The sequence below is a fragment of the Bacillus sp. FSL K6-3431 genome (genome assembly GCF_038002605.1).
GTDB lineage: Bacteria > Bacillota > Bacilli > Bacillales > Bacillaceae_C > Lederbergia.
On the sequence record NZ_JBBOCT010000001.1, the window covers coordinates 3,003,736 to 3,022,888 of the forward strand.

Sequence of the window (19,153 nt, forward strand, 5' to 3'; positions counted from 1 at the left end):
TTACTAGATTCCATTTTTAAAAACAGGAGCGATTTAATTGCCATTAATGACATCTAACCAATATGTAAGAAGCGTGAAGTTACTTCGTGAAAATATTCCTAACACAAATGAATATCCGTTTCATTTACCTGTTGTACATTCTCTTAATGAACTTGACTTTCACCCGCAAGTTACCTATTTGATCGGGGAAAATGGTATGGGCAAGTCGACATTGCTTGAAGCTATTGCAATTGCCGCTGGATTTAATCCCGAAGGCGGGACTTTCAATTTCAATTTTTCTACGCATGAATCCCATTCGGTATTGGGGGAATATTTGCGGCTTATTAAGGGAGTACAAAGACCTAAGGATGGTTTTTTTCTCCGTGCTGAGACATATTATAATGTTGCGACACATATCGAAGAGTTGGATAAGGAGCCTGGAGGGGGGCGGGTCATAGATCAATTCGGTGGTGTTTCTCTACATGAGCAATCACATGGGGAATCTTTCTTTGCGGCATTTTTAAATCGATTCCAAGGGAAAGGCCTTTATATTATGGATGAGCCTGAGGCAGCACTCTCACCATTGCGTCAGTTATCAATGTTATCAAGAATTCATGAACTTGTTCAGCAAGATTCTCAATTCATTATTGCCACTCATTCCCCAATATTGATGGCATATCCAAATGCACAGATTTATGAGTTCTCACCAGAAGGTATTCAGGAAAAAGCGCTAGAAGAGACACAACATTATTTACTTTTGAAGCAATTTTTCGATGATAAGGATAGGATCCTTCATCATTTATTTAAAGAATAAAATTATCAATGTGGATAATTTTTGATCCTTCTACTCACATAAAGAAAGCTACTAAGTTATAATGAGGTGTAACTGAAAAAAGTAGAAATAATAAACGATCGGAATGATATGAATGAATGGACAAAATCGAGAAAATGTAAAAGTTGGGTTAACAGTTGATATTGTATTAAAGCAAGATCAGCGTTCAGGTAAAACAACGAGAGGCATAGTAAAAGATCTTTTAACAAAATCTCCCTCTCACCCTCATGGTATTAAAGTAAGATTAGAAGATGGACAAGTAGGAAGAGTAAAACAAATCTCCCCTGAAAGCTGATTTACTTTCACTTCGCGAGATTACTCAAGAGGTTTATATTGGAGGCGAATGCACTGCACGATGCAGTCTAAAAAACGTCGACACAGGACATGCATTTTTAGACTTTATTCCTACATAAATATAGTCGATAACAAAAAAATGCAACCATTTTTCTTTACCTCACTTTCCTATACACATGTTATACTGAAAAAAAATAGAAAAGGAACGAGATTATGATACTTGGACTAACCATCATATTAATATTTGTTTTAATTTTACCGTTTACTGTTAAAATGGTCGAACGCAATTTGGAAGCATTCTTGTTTATTATGGGTCTTGCTGCAGCAGCGATTAGCCAGGTACTAACTGGAGCATTATTTACGAAAGCGTTAGTAGATCCTATCAATATTAGTTTGGCTGTACTAATCGCCGGACTTTTATTTAAATGGTTACAAGATCCGCTGGAAAAAGGAATACTTGGAATGAGTAAAGCGATACCATTCCGTTTGTTCATCGCGCTTGTTGTCATTATCCTCGGATTGATTTCTAGTATTATCACTGCCATCATCGCCGCCATTGCTCTTGTGGTTATTGTCAGTGTCTTACGACTTGATCGTAAATCTGAAGTTCGACTAGTCATTTTGGCATGTTTCTCGATCGGACTTGGTGCAGCTTTAACGCCAATTGGAGAGCCCTTATCGACAATTGCTGTTAGCAAATTAGATGAAAACTTCTTCTTTTTACTAAAATTAATTGGACCCGATGTTATTCCCGCTGTCATTATCTTTGCTGTACTTGCTGCTATATTTGTCAATCCGAAACAAAGTAAAGATGGATTGACTGCCCAACAGCAAACAGAAAATTATAAAGAGATTATCATTCGTTCGTTAAAAATTTATTTATTTGTAATGGGCTTAACATTGCTTGGTGCAGGTTTTGAACCATTTATTGAGGAATATTTACTAGGGCTAAGTCCGTTAGTATTATATTGGATTAACATGATTTCTGCTGTTTTAGACAATGCAACACTTGCTGCAGCCGAGATCAGCCCTATGATGGATGCACCAACTCTTAAGGCAATATTACTTGGACTACTTATCAGTGGAGGTATGCTCATTCCGGGAAATATTCCAAACATCATCGCTGCTGGAAAGCTTAATATTACAAGTCGCGAATGGGCACGTTTCGGTGTACCTGTCGGCTTGATCGCTATGGTTGCATATTTTATCGTGATCCTAATTTTCGGATAAAAATTTTTTAAGAACTCCTTTACTACACAGGATGATCATATCTGCTGTAAGCAGATATGATAAAAAACTTATTAAAAGGGAGCAACTGCTATGATAATTGAAGTTATCATCCAAAATGAATTAGAAGCAATTCAAGCCGAAGAGTATGGGGCAGATAGATTGGAGCTCGTATCTGCCATTAGTGAAGGCGGATTAACACCTAGTTATGGTACATTGAAAAGAGTGCTCCGCAGCACACAGCTACCTGTTCAGATCATGATTCGACCACATAGTTACGGTTTTCTTTATAATGATGCTGACTGGGAAGTAATGAAAGAAGACATTTCGCTTATTCGGGAACTTGGAGGAACAGGAATCGTCTTTGGCGCGTTGAACTCTGACAATACAGTGGACGAGCAATTGCTGGAAAATGTAATTAATCATGCACCTGATCTAGATATTACGTTCCATAGAGCGTTTGATGAGGTCGCATCATTGGAGACGGCGTATAAAACTCTAACTAACTATAAACAACATGTTAGAAGAATTCTTACCTCGGGTGGAAAAGCAAGCTGTGTAGATGCAACGAAGGAATTAAAGTGGCTAGTTGATCAATCGCGTTTAACAGAAGGTCCTGCAATTTTACCAGGCTCCGGTTTATCCCATGAGAACCTCGCAACCATACATCAAGTAGTTGGAGCTGGTGAATACCATTTCGGTTCAGGAGTAAGGCTAGACAAAGCATTTAACAATGAGCTATCTAAAATTTCTATGAATCAAATCCGCAATACTTTGGGATAAGCATTTAAAGCCGAGACACTCTCTCGGCTTTTGATACAACATATTATGTGTTGCTACACCTCAGACTTATCCGACTGACTCACATTGTCCCTATTTTCTCTATTTAGAGACTACTACTGCAAAGTCAGCTAACAGACGTGCACCATAGCCGGTTGCTGTTTTAGGATAGTAGCCCATAGCTTGACTTTTTGCCATGACCCCTGCCATGTCAACATGAAGCCATTTTGCTGTTTTTGGAACAAAACGACGCAAGAATAAGCCCGCTGTAATTGACCCAGCAGCTCCTAGGGAACTAATATTATTCATATCAGCATAATCGCTGTTTAAAGATGAATCATACTCATCAATAAGCGGCATTGGCCAAACATAATCTCCATTTTCTCCACCGATTTTTTTTAATGCTTCGGATTGTTCTTCATCACCAAAAACCCCTGCCATTTTTGATCCAAGTGCGTTACCGATTGCTCCAGTTAATGTGGCAATATCAACTATGTACTCGGCATTCCATTCACCTGCTCTAATGAGGCCATCCGCTAAAATGAGTCGTCCTTCTGCATCCGTATTACCAACTTGTACCGTTAATCCATTTTTATAGCGAATAACTTCAGAAGGTAATAAGGATTGATTATCCGGCATATTTTCTACGATTGGAATGAGTGCAACTACATTTACTTTCGCTTGTGACTCTACCAACAGCTTCATCGCGCCAGCAACAGCTGCGGAACCACCCATATCCATCCTCATATCACTTATATCACGACCGCTTTTCAAACTAATTCCACCCGTATCAAAAGTGACCCCTTTACCAACCAGTGCAACAAGTGGTTTTGTTTCATCCCCACGATACTCAATTTCAACAAATGCTGGTTCATACTTACTTCCCCGGCAGACTGACAATACACCATTCATTTCTAACTCCACTAATTTTGCATTGCGGTGGACATGAATAGTTGCATCTGTTCCTTCGAATGCTTCCTTCAACACATTTGGATATGTCTCAGGATTCAAGACATTGGGAGTCTCATTCATTAAATCTCGGGAAAATGCTACAGCTGCAGCGCGGATTTCACCTTTTGTTATAAATGATTGCATATCATCAAAACCCGCTAGCTTTAATTCTGTTTTGAATGGCTTTCCATCTGATTTATATTGTAAAAATTGATAGGTACCTAGCTCCCAACCTTCGACGAATGCACAAACTACTTCATCTATTTCTAGATTGACACACCCATCCTCTAAAACAGCCCGTTCTATTTTAGCCTTTTCAACCCCCCTACGACTTAAATCTCTGGCAATAGCTCCGGCAATATTTCTTACTTGTTCGTATGTATCTTCTTTTAATCGTTCGACCACCACATATATACTACCATCCATTAATATTGTAGTGAATCCACCCCCGCCATTTTTAATAAATGGCTTTAATTGTTCGTTCTTTTCCATTCGCACATCGTTGTTAAATATAATACTAGTCATTTTAACTCCTCCTTTTACTCTGTATTACCTATTCGCTACATATTCAAAAAAACCTGTTTTTGTTCAGCAACTGAATTCTGTTATAATTAATGCATTAGATAGACAAGACAGGAGCAGAGTTAAATGACCACAGAAACAATTATTACAATTAAAGATAAATATAAGAAAAACTACCAACAAGGTTATCCTTTAATTGAAAAAGAAGCTATTTCAAATATAAAAACTTTAACATCCGAAGGTATTATTATCAGCTTGATAGACGATCAAGGAAATTTTCTTGGAAAAGGATATTTCGGCAAACAAAATAAAGGCTATGGTTGGATATTGAGTAGCAATAAGCACGAGACGATTAACCGTGCCTTTTTCACCCATAAAATCTCTACAGCGATTAAAGCAAGGGATGTTTTTTTCAATAACAAAGAAACAACTGCTTTTCGTGTTTTTAATGGAGAAGGTGACGGAATCGGTGGATTAACAATTGACTATTTCGCAGGCGCTTATCTCATTACTTGGTATAGCCAAGGAATTTATGCGTTTAAAGAGGATATCCTTTTTGCATTGGAACAAGCAGTCCAATATCAAGCTATTTATGAGAAAAAACGCTTTTCTAATACAGGTCAATATATGGAAGATGATGATTTTGTAAAAGGCGAACGCATTGAATTTCCTATTATCGTCAAAGAAAATGGCGTAAATTTCGCGATTTACTTAAATGACGGGGCGATGGTTGGTGTTTTCCTCGATCAACGTGATGTGCGTAAAGCAATAATGGATCGATATGCTAAGAACAGAACGGTGTTAAATACTTTTTCCTATACTGGGGCATTTTCGATATTTGCTGCGTTAGGTGGTGCTAGTAAAACAACAAGCGTAGATTTGGCAAACCGAAGCAAGGGGCGTACAATCGAGCATTTCCAGATCAATGCAATCGATGATGAAAAACACGCCATTATTGTAGAAGATGTTTTCCAATACTTCAAATACGCCGTCCGGAAGCAATTAAAATTTGATACTGTCATTCTTGACCCACCTAGTTTTGCTCGTTCAAAAAAAGTAACATTCAGTGTAGCTAAGGATTACAAGAATCTATTGAAAGAAGCGATCGTCATCACAGAAAGAAATGGGATAATCATCGCTTCAACTAATAGCACAGCTTTTGGTATGAAAAAATTTAAAGGATTCATTCAGACTGCTTTTAAAGAATTAGGCAGCACATACCAAATCCTAGAGGAGTTTTCACTCCCCAATGATTTTAAAACTACGAGAGACTTTCCAGAAGGAAATTATTTAAAGGTCGTCATTATTAAAGCCAATACAACTGATTAATGTGAAAATGAAGCAATTGCAGCTTTAGCTAGCCCGTTTACTACTGCATCATCCATTGGTGGGTTATGAAGTCCTGCTCTGACATCCCGATACATTCGCTCCAACGGGAGTGTTTTGGACAGACTTCCCCCGCCAACAATGCGCATGGCTATATCTACAATGGTAAGGGCAGAATTGGTTGCAACATATTTCGCAAGACCTAACTCCGACTTTAAATGAAGGCGTTCTTCAGGATTTTGATCCCAACGGTCAGCAACAGAGTATAACAGCATTCTTGCTGTTTTCAACTCCACTTCCATTTTACCGATTTTTTCTTGAATATGTGGCACCTCAGAAATAGGCCCAGGCAAACTGTTCGGGCGATAATTATTCGCAAATTGAATGGCATAGTCTCTTGCTGCATGTGCGATTCCAATATAGCATGCTGGTATATGCAACATCCACCCTAGGTCTTGCTGAATATGTTTATTACTGCCTACTTCATCCACGCCTATTAACGAGCTTTCAGACACTTCCACTTGCTCTAAAATAACATCATGACTTCCCGTTGCACGCATCCCGAGCGTATTCCATGTTTCTTCAATATGTACACGGTCAGACTTCTTAACTAAAAATCTACCAATTTTCTTTTCCCCTACAATACTTGCCGTAACAATAAAGTAATTTAGTATGGGACTTAATGTACTGAATGTTTTTCTTCCTGTAATTAACCAACCGCTTGCCGTTTTTTCAGCTGTTGTTCCCGGCATTCCGCCTCTTGTAGGACTTCCAGTTGCTGGTTCACTAGCAAAACTATTTAACATTTCTCCATTTCCGACAATTTCCCAGCACATCTTTTCAAAAAGCGATTCCGGCCAGCTACGGGATTCACGAAGACTAAGTATAAAACCGATATGCCATCCAAGTCCAAGTGCTGTTGATCCGTCCCCTTTCGCCAATTGTTCCAATATTAATACCATTTCATATAGGGAAGCCCCATCGCCGCCATATTCATTCGGAACTGTTACTTTTATGAGACCCGCTTCTTTAATATCTTGAAAGTTCTCAAATGGAAAGGCAGCCTTTTCATCATAGCGGCTTGCCCGTGGTGCGATTTTTTCAGCTAATTTAGCTGCCAGTGCAACATAGTTAGCTTCGTGCTCATTTCTAATAAAATAATCGTTATATGCCATACTATTTACCCCTCTTTCACATTGGAACACTTGCATTTATTTTACGTTCTCTGTAATTAAAAGGCAAACATTGGGATTATATAGCAATGGCATTAATCTATCAACAAAGAACACAATTTTCACTGCGAAAAGTCATGTGTTTTTGCATATATTTTATTATTCACACTTATGAAGCGATCCCTTTATTTTAAGATTAGAATATTTTTTGCATAAATTTTATAATAAAATCATTTCGGTTTCATCGCTTTACCTTCCAATTCTACCAACAGCATTCTCATTAAGTATAATCACCTTATTTTCTTTCATCGATTCAAAGCAAGCATCCATTACTTTCATAGTGTCTAATACTTCGCGTCCTGATGCTAATGGTTCCCTATTTTCAAAGATGGAATCTACGAATTCCTCCAGTTGCCAGGTGAAATTGTAAATGGATGAATTGTGCTCCTTTACTTTTTCCGAATTTAAATAAAGTTCATATTCATCCTTTAGATGGAGCATTCCATTTGTACCGATGATGTATCGCTCATAAATGCTATTTTGTGTAGACCAAATTCTCTTTCCAGAAAGACCTTCTTCATCAGTTGGATGTGCTCCCGCATTAAATGACATAAGTACATTGGCCATCCGTCCATCACTAAATTTAAGCGAGATTGAGCACTCATCTTCTCCATCCCAATTCGAATTATTGGTATATCCTTGGGTATAAACGGTTTGTGGTAATTCTCCATAGGCCCATATGATGTAATCTAAAATATGGCTTCCCCATAAAGGAATAATAAATCCACCTATTTGAGATTTATCCTTCCACCATTCAGTCGCTGGTTGGTGCATTTGGGCTAAAAGTAATGCATTGATGTTAATGACCTTACCAATCTCTTTTGCACGAATACGTTTAATTGAATCCATTACTGGTTCAAAAAAACGGCGACTTTGACCAACCATTAAAGTTACATTATTCCTCTCCGCCACCTCTACCATTTGGCACGCTTCTTCTTCATTCATTGCCATTGGCTTTTCAATTAGAACATGCTTGCCGGATTCTAAGGCTTTAATCGTATAAGAAGCATGTAAATCATGGGGTAGTAAAAGCAAGAAAGCATCGATGTTGGAATCCTCACAAGCCTCTTCAAAAGAAGTGTACACCTTAACTTTCTCCCATTTCTTTGCTTCATTTTTAGACTTTTCTTCGTCCCGTGAAACAAGGGCTGTTAATTCAATTTTTTCACTAAGTGCTTTAACAGCCGGAAGATGTGACTTGGAAACACGTCCTAGCCCAACTACTGCTAACCTTAATTTATTTGACATAGTTTTCTCCTTTCTTTGTATCTTATAATTTAATGATTTTCTTGTTTGCCTTACTTATTAGACTCCTTAAATATTTTAGATCTGATTCAATCTGAGCTAAGATTTGTTCTTGATCTCGATTCATATAATATCCATGTAATCCTAATGGGCCTTCATATCCGATTTTATCTAAATGGGAGACAATTTCTTTCCAGTTGACAGCCCCATCAGGAAGTGGTGCCCATAGACCTTCCCATTTGCCGTCATTTCTTGTAATAATGGCATTTTTCACACCCACGAAGGATAGATATTCCCTAGCAACCTCAAATGTTACTTCTGGAAGTTCTCTCCCTTCCTGTGCAACCTGATTTCCAGGATCAGCATAAAATCCTACATATTTAGGGTCAAATCCATTTAATACCATTGCCATTCCACTGGCAGATGCATACAAAGAACCACCATGCTGTTGAAAAAAACCACGGACACTATATTTTCTGCCTAGCTCTTCGAACCCAGCTATCCTTCTGCGTACTCTATCAAAATTTTCTTGATAACTCTTGTTTCTATCATATTGTTGAAGACCAAGCCTCATTTGCTTAATTCCGCATTCTGCACTAGCTTCATAGATTCTTTTCGTAATATTAGAATCTGGATCGGTCATGTCGTGTTCAATCATCGGAACACTTAATCCTACCATCTCAAATTGTTCTACGATTTCTTTTAATTTTGCTGGTGTCACTTCGTCAGGGGCTAGTGGATAACCATCACGTATTAAAAAATCAACACCGTCAAGTTGTAATGGTGCTAATTTTGCAGCCATTTGCTCTAGACTATTCCCTACTAAAAATTTGGTCATTACATAGATAGGTAGTTCTGTCATTACAATCCCTCCGTTGTGTTTTCATTTAGTTGAAGCAAGTCATTTAATCATTTAAACTGCGGGTATATTTTAACCAAATCTTCCGTTTTCGTTTGACCTGATTTACTATCACATTTAACAATAGAAGAAAATAACATCAATACCTGATGACACTCTACTCCATTATCCCTTAGATTAGTTTCCGTATTTTTCCCTATATCCTATATTCATTTCTTCAATTATTTTTTGATAGTTATCATCTGATTTTAGTTCATTCACAAATCTATCCCAGGCTTCAATTGGTTCTTTTCCCATTATCACCTTTACCTTCAGATCTTCAATTTTCTTTTCAAATTCAGTTCCATATTTATTATATGTTTCAGAGATTATACCTATCGATAGATTAGAAAGACTAACCTTCGATCTTTCATCAATGATCCCCTTATTTCTTTCAAATATTTCTTTCGGCATCCCTGTACGGTAAGCCCATAAATATGGATCACTCCTTTCAAAAATTTTACCAAAAGAAGCTTGGGCTACACTATCTTTAAGCGCTTGTTCAGTTGCGGTTTTGAATCCATTTTCATCAACTGTAAAATGAATTTCCTCAAGACCATAACATGCTAGCTCAAATCCCTCTTCAGACGCCCCATAATCCATTAGCTCAAGAATTCTTTTCATTTTGTCTTCAGGGACTGTCTTTGGAATCGCATAAACGAATGAATAGCCTTTTGATTGTCCGACATATTTTTCGCCTTCATCATTCATCAACCAGCTCAACGGCAAAAAGTCAGCTTTCGGATCAATCTTTTCTGCTTCCATCGTCGATCTATAAATTCCTTCTACGGTATCACTAGAAACACCGGCTATACCACCCTTGGCTAAATCTTCTGATTGAGATTGTTGCATTACAGCAAAGTCCTTAGGCATCAGGCCCTCATCATATACCTTTTGCAACCAAATTAAAGCATTTTTTGTACCAGGTTCTAAAGTAGCGTCTATTAACTCTCCATCAGCTAATTTCCACTTGCCATTACTATTAGTAAATGTATCGTACACCCAAGCAAAACCACGTGCAGAGTAGCCAATGGTATCGTCTTTACCATTTCCATCTGGATCATCGTTCGTAAAAGATTTCAAAACCTCAAACAAATCATCCATGCTCTCAGGTACGTCCATTTCAAGATTATCTAACCAGTCTTTTCTTACTGCGGGAAGGGATGATGCTCCTTCTAAAGGACGAACAGAAGGAATAACATAATTCTTCCCATCTACACTAGTTGCTTTCCAAGTTTGCTCAGGGTACTCCATTAAATTAGGGTAATCCTGAATATATGGTGTTAAATCCCAAAACACTCCCTTTTTGACTAGCTCTTGAAAGTTTGGGTGCGTTACATCAGGAAGTTTCATCAAGTCAGGGATGTTACCGGAAGCAAGCGTAACACTAATTTTTTCATCAAACGTATTGGGGGAAGTCCAAAGGATATCAAGCTCTGTATTTGTGCGTTTTTCGAACTCCTTTGTAATCGGGTTATCCTTCGTAGGCGGTTCAGCTGTATGGTATTCTGTTAAAATTGAAATCTTATATTTTTTCTCTTTGTCCTCACCTTCCTTACTACTTTTGTTGGAACATGCGGATAAAACTAGCATCAATGCAAGTAAGCCAATGAACAAATAAATAGGCAACTTATACAATTGAATTTGTGATTTCATCTCCAAAATTTTGACCTCCCTATTTTGATTTGAAATGTCACATTCTTACTTTACCATTACTTCTTCGTATTTAATTCCTATTTATCACCTCTAAAAATGCATAATAAAAATATTGGATATTGTAATTCCTTGTTATATCTAGTAACACTGGGTTCCCTGAAAAAGTCTAAACTGCTCATTAATAGACATAAACCTTATCCTTTCACAGAACCAAGCATGACCCCTTTCGCAAAATGTTTTTGTAAGAAGGGATAAACAAATAATATTGGTAGAGTAGCTATAACAACAGCTGCCATTTTTAATGTTTGAGTAGGGATATTCTGCTCACTTAACATTTCAACAGCATTTGATCCACCACCACTTGCGGTCGATGATTCAATTAACATATTCCTCAACAACACTTGTAATGGCCATTTTCCTGGATCGTTGATGTATAATACGGCATGGAAAAATGTATTCCAGTACGAAACCGCATAAAACAGACCAAATGCAGCCATTGCTGGTAGAGCTAAAGGGATCATAATCCTAAAGAAAACACCAAGGTCATTACACCCATCCATCAAAGCAGATTCTTCAAGTTCGAGAGGAATGTTATCAAAAAAACTTTTCATTAAAATGACATACCAGCCACTTGTAAGCACCGGTAATATTAAGGACCAAATACTATCGAGTAATCCTAAATCACGAACGAGTAAATAAGGTGGAATCATCCCCGGACTGAACAAAATTGTAAATAAAATTAATATCATAATAACCTTACGCCCTATAATCCTCTTTCGGGATAACGCATAAGCCATAGCAGATGTAAGTATTAAACTTAAGGCTGTTCCAACAACCGAAAGAAAGGTGCTTACACCTAATGCACTTAAAAAGCTACCTGATGATAACAGGTATTGATAAGCAGCAGTAGACCATCTCTCTGGAAATAAAATGAAACCTTGTTTTTGTACATATTCTAACGGATCAGTAAAAGAGACAACAAAGACATAATAGATAGGAAATAAAGTCGCTATTCCAATAATGGCCAATAAGCCTATGATAAAAATATCTAGTGAATGTTCTTTTAATCTAGCATTCATTCATCTTCACCTCTGTATAAATTTATCTTAATAGACCCCTTCTTCTCCAAACCTTTTAGCCATACTATTAGCGGCGACTACTAAAATTAAACCAACGATGGATTTAAATAATCCAATAGCGGTGCTATAACTAAACTGACCACCTATAATACCGATTCGGTACGTATACGTATCAAATACATCAGCCACTTCTGAAACAGCTCCGTTCATCATAAGAAATACTTGTTCAAAACCGACATCCATTATATTACCGAGTCTTAAGATGAACAATATAATTATGACACCCCTAATTGCTGGTAGTGTAATATGCCAGGCTTGCCTTAATCGAGATGCGCCATCGATTTTAGCCGCTTCATACAGTTCTGAGTTAACTCCAGCGATAGCTGCCAAGAATATGATCGTTCCCCATCCTGCATCTTTCCAAATACTTTGTGCCGTCAATAAATACCAGAAAGTACTAGAGTTTGTCAAAAAATCATATTCACTTAATCCTATGATTACAAACAAATTATTTACTATTCCCGTCTGTGACAAAAGTAAGAAACTAATACCGGCTATAATGACCCATGATAGAAAATGAGGAAGGTATATTACCGATTGAATAACCCTTTTATAACTATTACTTCGAAGTTCATTTAAGAGTAGAGCGAGTATAACAGGCATTGGAAAAAAGAATGTGAGATTTAATAAATTAATCATCATTGTATTTCGAAATAACATATAAAAGTCGTCCGTTGTGAAGAAACGTTTAAAATGGTCCAATCCTACCCAGGCGCTACCAAGCACACCATCGTAAGGGGAATAATCCTGAAAGGAAATGATAATTCCCCACATCGGTATGTATTTAAACAAGATAAAGAAAATCAGACCTGGTGCTAGCAACAAGTATAGATACCTATCTCGTTTAAACTTTGGCCAAAAACTAGAAGAACGAGTCTGCTCTTTTGTCTTTATCTTTTCTACCTGGTAACTAGCCTTAGTTTTCAACTTTTACTCCCCCTCTATTATTTAATTAAATTTTTAAAGTGATTACTAGATTACCTTCGCCGCCTTTAATATCATTCTTCTACGGTGCTTATAGCAACTGTGGACCATCTACCTTTAAAAGATTTTTTTCTTGGCCAAAAAGGTTTTACTAGATAACCATTTCTTAGGGATATCCTCCTACTTTTTACGTGTTCCCAGATATAATAAAACGCTATCATTTTTTTATAAAACGGTAATCGATTATCTCACGCCAATACCTTCCACATTTCTTCATTTACAACATATTTAGTAGATCCGCCATTAAAGTCGGTAATAATATCTTTAACAACTTCCTCCATCAAAGCCAAGTGGCCTTCTTTCGTATCGCCGGCTATGTGTGGTGATAGTAAAACATTATCTAAAAAGCGTAGAGGATGATCGATACTTAATGGTTCTTTAGAAAATACATCAAGCGCCGCTAAAAATCGGCCAGTCTTTAAATTTTCAACTAAGGCCTGCTCATCAAGCACAGTTCCTCGAGATGAGTTAATAAATATCGCTCCATTAGGAATAAGACGTAGTAAATCCCGATTTAGCATATTTTCAGTTGCAGGTAATGCTGGTGCATGTACAGAAATGATGTGACATTGCATAACCTCTTCTAGCGATGCCTTTTCAACACCCAAACGATTTGACGCTTCATCACTAAGGTACGGATCAAATAGAAGAATTTTCACATCGAATGGAGCAAGAAGCTTAATAAATGCTCTAGCTGTTGAACTAGCCGATACAATCCCTACAGTTGCACCTGTTAATTCACGTCCCCTTAAACCAATCTTCCATTCCCCTTGACGGATAGCAGCATCGAACCTCGGCAATTGTCTAATTAACGTCAGCAAAGCGGTGAGACAATATTCGCCAACAGAATGAGCAATACGAGGCGCTGCGGAAAACACTTTAATATTTCGTTCAAAGACAGCCTGCGGTACACGTCCCTTTACTGTTCCGGCAGCATGAGCGATCACACGTAGGTGTGGAGCTATATCCAACATTTCGTCTGTTATTTTTGGCGAGCCCCAACTCGTTAGAACAACTTCTGCGTCATTTATGATTTCGTAAAGTTCTACTTCTGTATATTCACGCCCTAAATCATTCCATACAGGATCAAAATGCTTGTTCAACAGACGGTAACATTCTTTAGAACAGACATCATCCAATCGGTCCTTTGCCGGCAATACAATTGTTTTTAACTTCATTTATAAGCCCCCCAAATCTTTCTTTTCATTGACTTCACAATCAATCATTACATGAACCGTATCACCTTTATGTTCATTTCGTAGTTTAAATGCGGAAGCAACATCAGCAAGTGGAAGTCTATGTGTAATCATTTCGCTTGTGTTGACAAGTCCGTCTAATACTAACCGCAAACCTTCCTCGAAATATCGGCGGTTGTCAATATCTCTTTTTGGCTCTGTGGATAATATATCTAACCTTTTTTTATGAATTTTAAAAAAGTCAATCGGTTTTTGGCTGGTTCCGATACAGCCGTACATGACTATTTTCCCGTTTTGCGCAGTCGCATCAATTGCATCAATCATACCGTCACCTTCGAGCAAGCATGGAATGACGACATCAAAACCGTCCGGAAAATCATCACCTAAAATATCCATCGTCCTAATATTTGGTGAAGGTATTTTATATGTGTGTGTCGCACCATATTTCTTAGCTAGCTCAAGCTTTTCATCAAACAGGTCCGTAACTACAAGATTACGCGGACTAAATAAACTAATTACTTGCGTCATAACTAGGCCGCTTACTCCCTGACCCATGATTAAAACACTTTTGTTAGGTGAAATCTCTCCAAGTTCCGCAGCATGGAGTATACCTGGCAACACCTCAATCAAAGATCCCTCAATCAATGGAAAATCTTTCGGAAGAACTTTAATCGAGAATGGCGAACAACACACATACTCTGCAAATGCTCCCCATACATACCTTAAAGAAACATGGTCTCCTACCTTAATACCACCTACGTTTTTTCCTACTTTATCGATCACACCGGCAACTTCATGCCCAAGACGAGTTGGATAAGAGATAAACTCCGGCTCTCTGGCACCCCGAAACACTTCAACATCACTGCCGCAAATACCAACCCACTTTACTTTGACCCTTACTTCCCCTTCAGCTGGCTCTGGAATACGCGCTCTCCTTATCGATATTTTTCCGACCTGATCAACAACCGCACACATTTGTGTTCCAGGTCCATCACTATTTACTAACTCTAATGGCGGAACTGTCATTTTTCTTACCATCCATAATCCTCTCCCTATATTAAAGATCAAAGCTAAATCGACCGAATACTTTAAATTATATAATAAGTAGTAACGTAACTTTTGTCAATAACTAAATTAAGTGTCATCATCAAATAGGAGGAGCTTATAATATCATTTCGCAAACACATTTGAGAACGAAAGACCATATATTCAAATCACAGAATTCACCTATAAAACTAGCATTGATATGGATCATGCAGTCAATATATTTCCTTGTTACACACAATAATATAACAATGGTGGTTCTTTGCCTGTTTTAAATTTTCTGTTATAATGATTTGACTACGCTTAATACTTTTGCGTAAAAATAAACTAATACAACAAGCGAAATTATTCACATAAAGGAGCGAAATAATGCTAAACATTAATAACATTGGGAAACAAAAAGGGAGCAAAGAGAGTATTATTCAAGCTCTAAGGCTAAATGGCCCTGTTTCTCGAATTGAGCTCGCGGAACTTACCGGTTTAAGCAGAGCAACTATTTCGATTGCAGCTGCAGAATTAATAGATTCTAATCTAGTTAAGGAAACAGAATTACGTCAGTCTACAGGAGGAAGACCCGCAATAGCATTGCAATTGGCTCCTAACACTAAGGCTATTCTAGGTGCTGAATTCGGCAATCAAGAGTGGACACTTGGTGCCTTCGATTTATTAGGGAACGTTTTACAAAAGGCGAATATTCCGGTGACTGATAATTCACCTGAAACTGTTGCAAATACTTTAATAAATAACATTGATACATTCGTCCAAAATCTTAATATCAGTCCGGTTGAACTTCTCGGCTTGGGACTGCCAGGTTTAGTTGATTCTAAACAAGGTATCATTCATAGCGCTTCAGACATAGGTTGGTATAACGTTGATATAGGTAAGAAGATTAGCGAGGAAATAGGCTGGCCAACTGTTTTAATGAACCGTCATCGAGCTCAAGGACTTTCTGAATGCCGATATGGGGCTGGTCAAAATTTTAATCAAGTCATATATATTGGTATTGGTACGGGAATTGCTGCAGGATTATTTCATAATCGAAATTTTATATCCGGCGCTATTGGTGGAGCTGGGGAGCTGGGGCATATTACAATCGAACCGAATGGACCTTTATGCCCGTGCGGAAATCGTGGCTGTCTTCAATTACTTGCGACTGGTCCTGCCATGGAAAAGGAAGCGAGAATGTTGCTTCGTAGCGGTACAAACTCACTTATTTATTCCGATCCTTCATACGATTTACAACTTCTTAAGGCAGAGGATATATACATTGCAGCAGATAATAATGATGAATTGTCGCTCCAGGTTGTCCAAAAAGCTGCCACTTATTTAGGTATTGCTATGGCCAATCTTGTGAACATCCTAAATCCGGAAGCTATTATCTTGGGGGGCTCAATCCCGAGAAACTGTGACAATTATGTAAAAACGGCTGTAAAGGTGATGAAGCAACGCGCTATGGGTCCTCTAACAGCCAACATATTAGTTACTAATGCCTCATTTTCAGAAATCGGTGGAGCTTTAGGTGCGGCAAACTTTGCATTTGACAAACTTATATCCTCTCCGCTGTTTAATAGTACTAATCTGTGAGGTTATTGGTTAAACAGCGGAAAGCAAGAAGAAGCTAGGGCTTGACTATTAAATTTATAGCACAATACGACAAATATTGAAACGTGGAATTTCAAAAAGGAACTGGGTAAAAGACCATTTCCTTTTCTACCTATCTTTATTTTATACTCGGATCAACTAGGACGTTTACGTTTATTTCTATTTAAAAATATTGGCGATTGAATCAAACAACTTTTTGAAGAAATTAGAGACACTATCCCAAAATCCCTCGTCGCCAATAACGTCTTCCATCTTTTTCTTAATATCTTTTGTAATACCTTCAAGCTGCTGTTTCACATTTCCAAAATCTATATTAAGTGAACGCATTTTTTCAAACAAATCAATAAGTAACTGCCGATCCGTTTCACTTAGTTCAATATTCATTTTATTTAATTGTTCCTCAACAATTTGCTCCACTTCTTCCCTTGTAACAGGGTTCTGTTCCGCAATCATCTTTTTAATCTCAGTTAAAAGCTCCCCAACTTTTTCATCATCAAGGCCCTCTTTTTCGGCAAGATCCGTAGCAAGGTCAAGCTCTTCATTCGCTACACCCATCCGGTCTTTATCAAGCATTTCTCCTCGGCTTTCATATGCTTTATAAATTCCAACAAGAGCAGAGTGTCCGCTAACCTTCATAGGTGACGCCACTTCGACATTCGCATTTTCTATTCCCGCAGTTAATAAAGCATTGGCGTACATTTCTTCTGTTACTTCAGTAATATTTTCTGGATTGACCCTCGTAATAACAAGGCCATTCCCTTTTTCCTTCAATGTGATCTTTGCAGATGAAAACATACGTGAGTTTGGACTTCCATCTATGAGCCGCGCAAGGTCCTTCGCTGTAACTATTATCTCTTCAACATTTGCTTGATCTTTAATTTTAAGTAGCTTTCTTACTTCTTCTTTTTGTGCTTCTGTCAAAGTCTCTCCATATACGACGATTGGTAAGCCAAATTTTTCGTTAATACTTTCTTCTGCCGCGGCTTGTCCTCCTCCTTGTAAAAGAAGGCCTAAGCCTAATATAACCAATAGCAATAGCTTGCCTAATTGTTTAAACATCATCTTGCTCCCTTCAGCACTCCAATAAGAATATCTGCTCACATAATTTAACTATGCAACGCTTTGTTTAGGAGGCAATTCTTTCAAATAGTTGATAGCTTCTTGTATTGTTTTTACAGGTACAATCTTGACCTCATACCCATTTTTCTTTGCTTCATCTAGTACATCTTTTTCATTTGTATCCGTTATGTGTACATCTGCTGGACAGAAAAAAACGTCAATCCCTGCTTTATCAACGGCCGTTATTTTTTCCCGTATTCCTCCAATTTGACCCACATTTCCAACCATATCAATTGTTCCAGTTCCTGCAATTTCGTACCCCTTGGTTAAATCGCCTATCTTTAACTGATTGTATACTTCTAAAGAAAACATTAAGCCAGCAGAAGGTCCTCCAATATCGGCCGCATTTATTTTTACGCTCCTTGCTGTTTCAATTAAGAACTGGTCCTCTAGGACAATACCGACTCCCACTTTATTTTCACTATTTTGAAGTGGAATGAGTGCTATGTCTGCACTCTTTTCAACCCCATCACGAGTAAACGTAAGCGTCACTTTTTCTTCTGCCTTTTTATCACCAAGAAATGCAAGGAAATCCTCCATTTGATTAATCGGCTCGCCATCCACCTTACGAATAATATCTCCCACTTCTATTTTTCCTTTTGCATCAGATGTTCCCAGCACAGTGCTTACAAATAGACCATTTGGCTTCACTTGAACTTCTTCTCCAGCAGCCCGAAGGCCCGCAACCAATGCATTTTGTTGCGAAGAGGTCATCATGTGCTCAAGCATCCTGTCATATTCTTTGTCTGTGAAATCACCTTTTACTTCTACTATACTTCGCATATCTGTGTGCGGAGCCAATAACCCATATGCTAAATAGTATATATTACTAGCTTTCATTGAAAGGACAGTCGTTAAATAGAGATTCCCATCAGATTTCTTTTCTCCACCCTCCACCGTTACTTTTGATGCAAGCTCTTCAACAGAACCTGGCTGAAAAAGATAATATGGAGTCGGAATGAAAAATGAAATAAGGATTAGAATAGTAATAGTTCCTAGAACTTTTTTTGTTTTTATTTTTGAAAAAAAAGTATTCATAATTTGTCCTTTCTTTTTCCAATATCTAAATAGCGGATTGTGTTGAATACTATACTTCATATAGACGAATTTAAAAATAATAAGTTTCA

17 protein-coding genes are annotated in these 19,153 nt (G+C 37.8%); 6 read left to right on the forward strand and 11 right to left on the reverse strand.

What is annotated here, in order from left to right; all coding sequences use genetic code 11:
• The first annotated feature begins 46 nt into the window (after positions 1 to 46).
• From MHB53_RS14660 to MHB53_RS14675, 4 genes are all read left to right on the forward strand, one after another.
• Positions 47 to 793, forward strand: coding sequence for an AAA family ATPase (locus MHB53_RS14660; protein ID WP_340924733.1), 747 nt, complete (start codon positions 47 to 49; stop codon positions 791 to 793).
• A gap of 112 nt (positions 794 to 905) precedes the next feature.
• Positions 906 to 1,106, forward strand: coding sequence for a YwbE family protein (locus tag MHB53_RS14665; RefSeq protein ID WP_340919657.1), 201 nt, complete (start codon positions 906 to 908; stop codon positions 1,104 to 1,106).
• A 212-nt stretch (positions 1,107 to 1,318) separates the two neighbouring features.
• Positions 1,319 to 2,335 carry a DUF1646 family protein gene (locus MHB53_RS14670; RefSeq protein WP_340919659.1) on the forward strand — a complete coding sequence of 339 codons (1,017 nt, stop codon included), beginning with the start codon at positions 1,319 to 1,321 and terminating at the stop codon, positions 2,333 to 2,335.
• A gap of 90 nt (positions 2,336 to 2,425) precedes the next feature.
• Positions 2,426 to 3,115 (forward strand): copper homeostasis protein CutC, encoded by a 690-nt coding sequence (locus MHB53_RS14675; RefSeq protein WP_340919661.1) that lies wholly within the window; start codon positions 2,426 to 2,428, stop codon positions 3,113 to 3,115.
• A gap of 99 nt (positions 3,116 to 3,214) precedes the next feature.
• Here the strand turns inward: MHB53_RS14675 and MHB53_RS14680 are convergent, their stop codons facing one another.
• Entirely contained in the window at positions 3,215 to 4,588 is a 1,374-nt protein-coding gene (locus MHB53_RS14680) for a leucyl aminopeptidase family protein (RefSeq protein WP_340919663.1), read from the reverse strand.
• 123 nt (positions 4,589 to 4,711) lie between these two features.
• On the opposite strand from MHB53_RS14680, the gene MHB53_RS14685 reads away from it, so the two are divergent.
• Positions 4,712 to 5,914: a class I SAM-dependent rRNA methyltransferase gene (locus MHB53_RS14685; RefSeq protein WP_340919666.1), complete on the forward strand. Its 1,203-nt coding sequence runs from the start codon at positions 4,712 to 4,714 to the stop codon at positions 5,912 to 5,914.
• Here the strand turns inward: MHB53_RS14685 and MHB53_RS14690 are convergent.
• The 8 genes from MHB53_RS14690 to MHB53_RS14725 form a co-directional block, all read right to left on the reverse strand.
• A complete protein-coding gene (locus MHB53_RS14690) occupies positions 5,911 to 7,086 on the reverse strand; it encodes an acyl-CoA dehydrogenase family protein (protein ID WP_340919668.1) in 1,176 nt (391 codons plus the stop codon). The two genes, MHB53_RS14685 and MHB53_RS14690, sit on opposite strands and share 4 nt — an antisense overlap.
• A 246-nt stretch (positions 7,087 to 7,332) precedes the next feature.
• Positions 7,333 to 8,391: a Gfo/Idh/MocA family protein gene (locus tag MHB53_RS14695; RefSeq protein WP_340919671.1), complete on the reverse strand. Its 1,059-nt coding sequence runs from the start codon at positions 8,389 to 8,391 to the stop codon at positions 7,333 to 7,335.
• Positions 8,392 to 8,413: 22 nt separating this feature from the next.
• A complete protein-coding gene (locus tag MHB53_RS14700) occupies positions 8,414 to 9,250 on the reverse strand; it encodes a sugar phosphate isomerase/epimerase family protein (protein ID WP_340919673.1) in 837 nt (278 codons plus the stop codon).
• Between the two features lie 174 nt (positions 9,251 to 9,424).
• Positions 9,425 to 10,942, reverse strand: a complete 1,518-nt coding sequence (locus MHB53_RS14705; RefSeq protein ID WP_340924735.1) for an extracellular solute-binding protein — start codon at positions 10,940 to 10,942, stop codon at positions 9,425 to 9,427.
• 194 nt (positions 10,943 to 11,136) lie between these two features.
• Positions 11,137 to 12,021, reverse strand: coding sequence for a carbohydrate ABC transporter permease (locus MHB53_RS14710; protein WP_340919675.1), 885 nt, complete (start codon positions 12,019 to 12,021; stop codon positions 11,137 to 11,139).
• Between the two features lie 27 nt (positions 12,022 to 12,048).
• On the reverse strand, positions 12,049 to 12,975 hold the full coding sequence (locus MHB53_RS14715) for an ABC transporter permease (protein ID WP_340924738.1): 927 nt from the start codon (positions 12,973 to 12,975) through the stop codon (positions 12,049 to 12,051).
• A gap of 278 nt (positions 12,976 to 13,253) precedes the next feature.
• Complete coding sequence (locus MHB53_RS14720) at positions 13,254 to 14,243, reverse strand: hydroxyacid dehydrogenase (RefSeq protein ID WP_340919678.1); 990 nt, start codon at positions 14,241 to 14,243, stop codon at positions 13,254 to 13,256.
• Positions 14,244 to 15,299, reverse strand: a complete 1,056-nt coding sequence (locus MHB53_RS14725) for a zinc-dependent alcohol dehydrogenase (RefSeq protein ID WP_340919680.1) — start codon at positions 15,297 to 15,299, stop codon at positions 14,244 to 14,246.
• 375 nt (positions 15,300 to 15,674) lie between these two features.
• On the opposite strand from MHB53_RS14725, the gene MHB53_RS14730 reads away from it, so the two are divergent.
• Entirely contained in the window at positions 15,675 to 16,889 is a 1,215-nt protein-coding gene (locus tag MHB53_RS14730) for an ROK family transcriptional regulator (protein ID WP_340919682.1), read from the forward strand.
• A gap of 177 nt (positions 16,890 to 17,066) precedes the next feature.
• Here the strand turns inward: MHB53_RS14730 and MHB53_RS14735 are convergent, their stop codons facing one another.
• Positions 17,067 to 17,966: a DUF1002 domain-containing protein gene (locus tag MHB53_RS14735; protein ID WP_340919684.1), complete on the reverse strand. Its 900-nt coding sequence runs from the start codon at positions 17,964 to 17,966 to the stop codon at positions 17,067 to 17,069.
• A 51-nt stretch (positions 17,967 to 18,017) separates the two neighbouring features.
• Complete coding sequence (locus tag MHB53_RS14740) at positions 18,018 to 19,064, reverse strand: SepM family pheromone-processing serine protease (RefSeq protein ID WP_340919686.1); 1,047 nt, start codon at positions 19,062 to 19,064, stop codon at positions 18,018 to 18,020.
• Positions 19,065 to 19,153 lie beyond the last annotated feature (89 nt).